General features: G+C 43.8%; 2 protein-coding genes and 1 pseudogene. All 3 read left to right on the plus strand.

Annotation, left to right across the window (positions count from 1 at the left end; translation table 11 throughout):
• Positions 1–600: pseudogene (locus AACQ81_RS02130) on the plus strand (DNA primase); the annotation flags it as partial.
• A gap of 1,030 nt (positions 601–1,630) precedes the next feature.
• Positions 1,631–1,963 carry a type II toxin-antitoxin system RelE/ParE family toxin gene (locus AACQ81_RS02135; protein ID WP_237388433.1) on the plus strand — a complete coding sequence of 111 codons (333 nt, stop codon included), beginning with the start codon at positions 1,631–1,633 and terminating at the stop codon, positions 1,961–1,963.
• Between the two features lies 1 nt (position 1,964).
• A complete protein-coding gene (gene nadS, locus AACQ81_RS02140) occupies positions 1,965–2,249 on the plus strand; it encodes a NadS family protein (protein ID WP_237388434.1) in 285 nt (94 codons plus the stop codon).
• Positions 2,250–2,405: the final 156 nt, after the last annotated feature.

The raw sequence follows: 2,405 nt of genomic DNA on the forward strand, positions 1-2,405 counted from the left end.
GAATGGATTAAATGGCTGGCGGATAACAAAGAATTGGCGAAACAGGCCGTAAAAGACGCTCAGCAACGCTGGTTAGACGTGCTACCGGACGGCGCAGGGGAACAGGTTCACCGCGTCGCTGAACGGTTCGCTATTCTGGAGGCCGCACTAATGATGGCTACGCACATCACCGGATGGACTGAGGCCGATTGTCGCAACGCTATCGAGCACAGTTTTAACGCATGGGTGGCAGAATTCGGCATCGCCAACAAAGAGGGCGAACAAATCATTGAAGCGGCAGAGGCGTTCTTGAATGCCTTTGGACTTAGCCGTTTCGCGCCTCACCCATATGACCCCAGAGATCTACCAATTAGAGACCTTGCAGGCTACCGAACGCAGGGAAAACATAACGACGACCCGATGATATTCCATGCTTTCCCATCTGCATTCGAAAACGAGATAGCCAAAGGCTTCAATGAAAAACAGTTCGCCAAGGCCTTGGCAGAAGCTGGAATGTTAAAAATGGCAGAGAATAGGTCTTTTAAACGAAAATCTATCAGAGTGAATGGAACCAGACCATTGTTTTATGTCTTGATGTATAAACCTGATAATGACGAATAATTAAACATAAGCCCCTTGTTAGGGGCTTTTTTTTGTCTGTGACTCGCTGATTACTCTATTGTGACTCGCAAAAAATAACTCAATGCGAGTCCAAAAATAACACTTAATACATTGATTTATATAATTAAAATCAATGCTGACTCGCAAGACTCGCGTGTCTCGCAACTTTCTGCATATATATACGAAACATTTAATAAAAAAAGTCTAAAAGAACAGCAAGCCAGAGAAAGGCGTTTAAAAACACATACTCGCTTCACGTGTGGTAAATATATGCGAGTCATGCGAGTCATGCGAGTCATATATATATATATATATATATATCAATATGTTATAATTTTATTTTAGACTCGCAATGGACTCGCTTTTGCCATTTTGGACTCGCAATGGACTCGCTTTCCCGCTCAAATCATCCCAACACCGTTTTTTCAGGGTGTTGTTTGGTTCTTAATTCATGAGTTAACTCACCACCTATAGAAAAAAACAGGTCATTGATAGGGCAAGATGTGTTTTGTAGCACCGCCACGAACGCCGTTGATTTCCACATCACTATCTATCTGGAATCACAGCACGATGTTTCCCCCCGAAACATGAATTGAGCGCCAAAAGTTTTCATCAACGAAAACTGAGAAGGAACTTAAGGCGTTACCTCCGTGTTACGGTAACGGTTCAGGTAACTAAAACAGTGGATCGCGATTGCGGGGTATTTATAAGAAGAGATTGAGATGGTGATCCACCAGCAACACCAGTATTCATACTGGTTACAGCGAATTATAGCGGGTGTTTGGGGTTGGTTTCTATGCCGTTTGCCGTTATCCAAATCAGTGTTACTGTCCACTGTTACGGTAACGAGAAGTAACGCAAAATAGGTGATCTCGATTGGTAAATTAATATAAGACTGTATACCAATCGAGATCACCTTAAGAAGAGAATTTCACAGACCAAATCAGTCAGTTAATCACTGCACTAACGGGGATTTGTTATTTCACAATGATAAGAGTACAATGTACCCTATCATGTGGGAGGTTTGCCAGTGAGTCATGCTATAGAGTTTATTGAAACACAGATGTTCACCCGGCAGATCAAACAGATTGCCACGGATGATGAGCTTAAAGAGCTGCAACGGGAGTTGATAGAATCCCCTGATAAGGGGGATATTATTCGTGGTACAGGTGGGCTGCGTAAAATCAGGATGGCGATAGGCTTACAAGGGAAAAGCAGTAGTGCCAGAGTGATCTATTTTCTCGCTACTGAAGAGATTATCTATTTGGTGATGGCTTATCCGAAAAATATCAAAGATAGCTTAACGAATGCTGAGAAAATAGCGCTAAAAAAACTGACAAAATTACTGAAAGATGAGGTCTAACATGACTTTTTTTGACGAGTTGAAAGCTTCCTTAGAGGAAGCTGTATACATCAAACAAGGCAATAAAGCCGCTGCGCGTGTAACCCGCTACGAAGTTGCTGATGTTAAAGCTATCCGTGCTCAACTTAATATTTCACAAGTAGAGATGGCAGCCGCACTAGGAACTAGTCTTGACACGATCAAAAGCTGGGAGCAGAAGCGTAGAAACCCGACAGGTCTAGCAGCAAAGGTGTTGGCTATCATCCAAGATAACCCTAATTTTTTTAAAGCGCTGGCGACTCATTAAAATTTTTAGCACCAGTTCCCCCGCGCAAGCGGGGATATACCTGCACGACCGGACGCTCACCAACCCCATGAAGAACCCCACCCGCACGACCGGACGCGCTCAGAACGTCATAGAACGCCTCAGAATGACCGGACGCACGCCAACCCCATGAGAACC

The organism is Xenorhabdus sp. Sc-CR9, from assembly GCF_963897815.1.
Classification (GTDB): Bacteria; Pseudomonadota; Gammaproteobacteria; order Enterobacterales; family Enterobacteriaceae; genus Xenorhabdus.

Coding starts and splice junctions, on each gene's coding strand:
- nadS (WP_237388434.1), top strand. CDS start 1,965: ATGACTTTTTTTGACGAGTTGAAAGCTTCCTTAGAGGAAGCTGTATAC.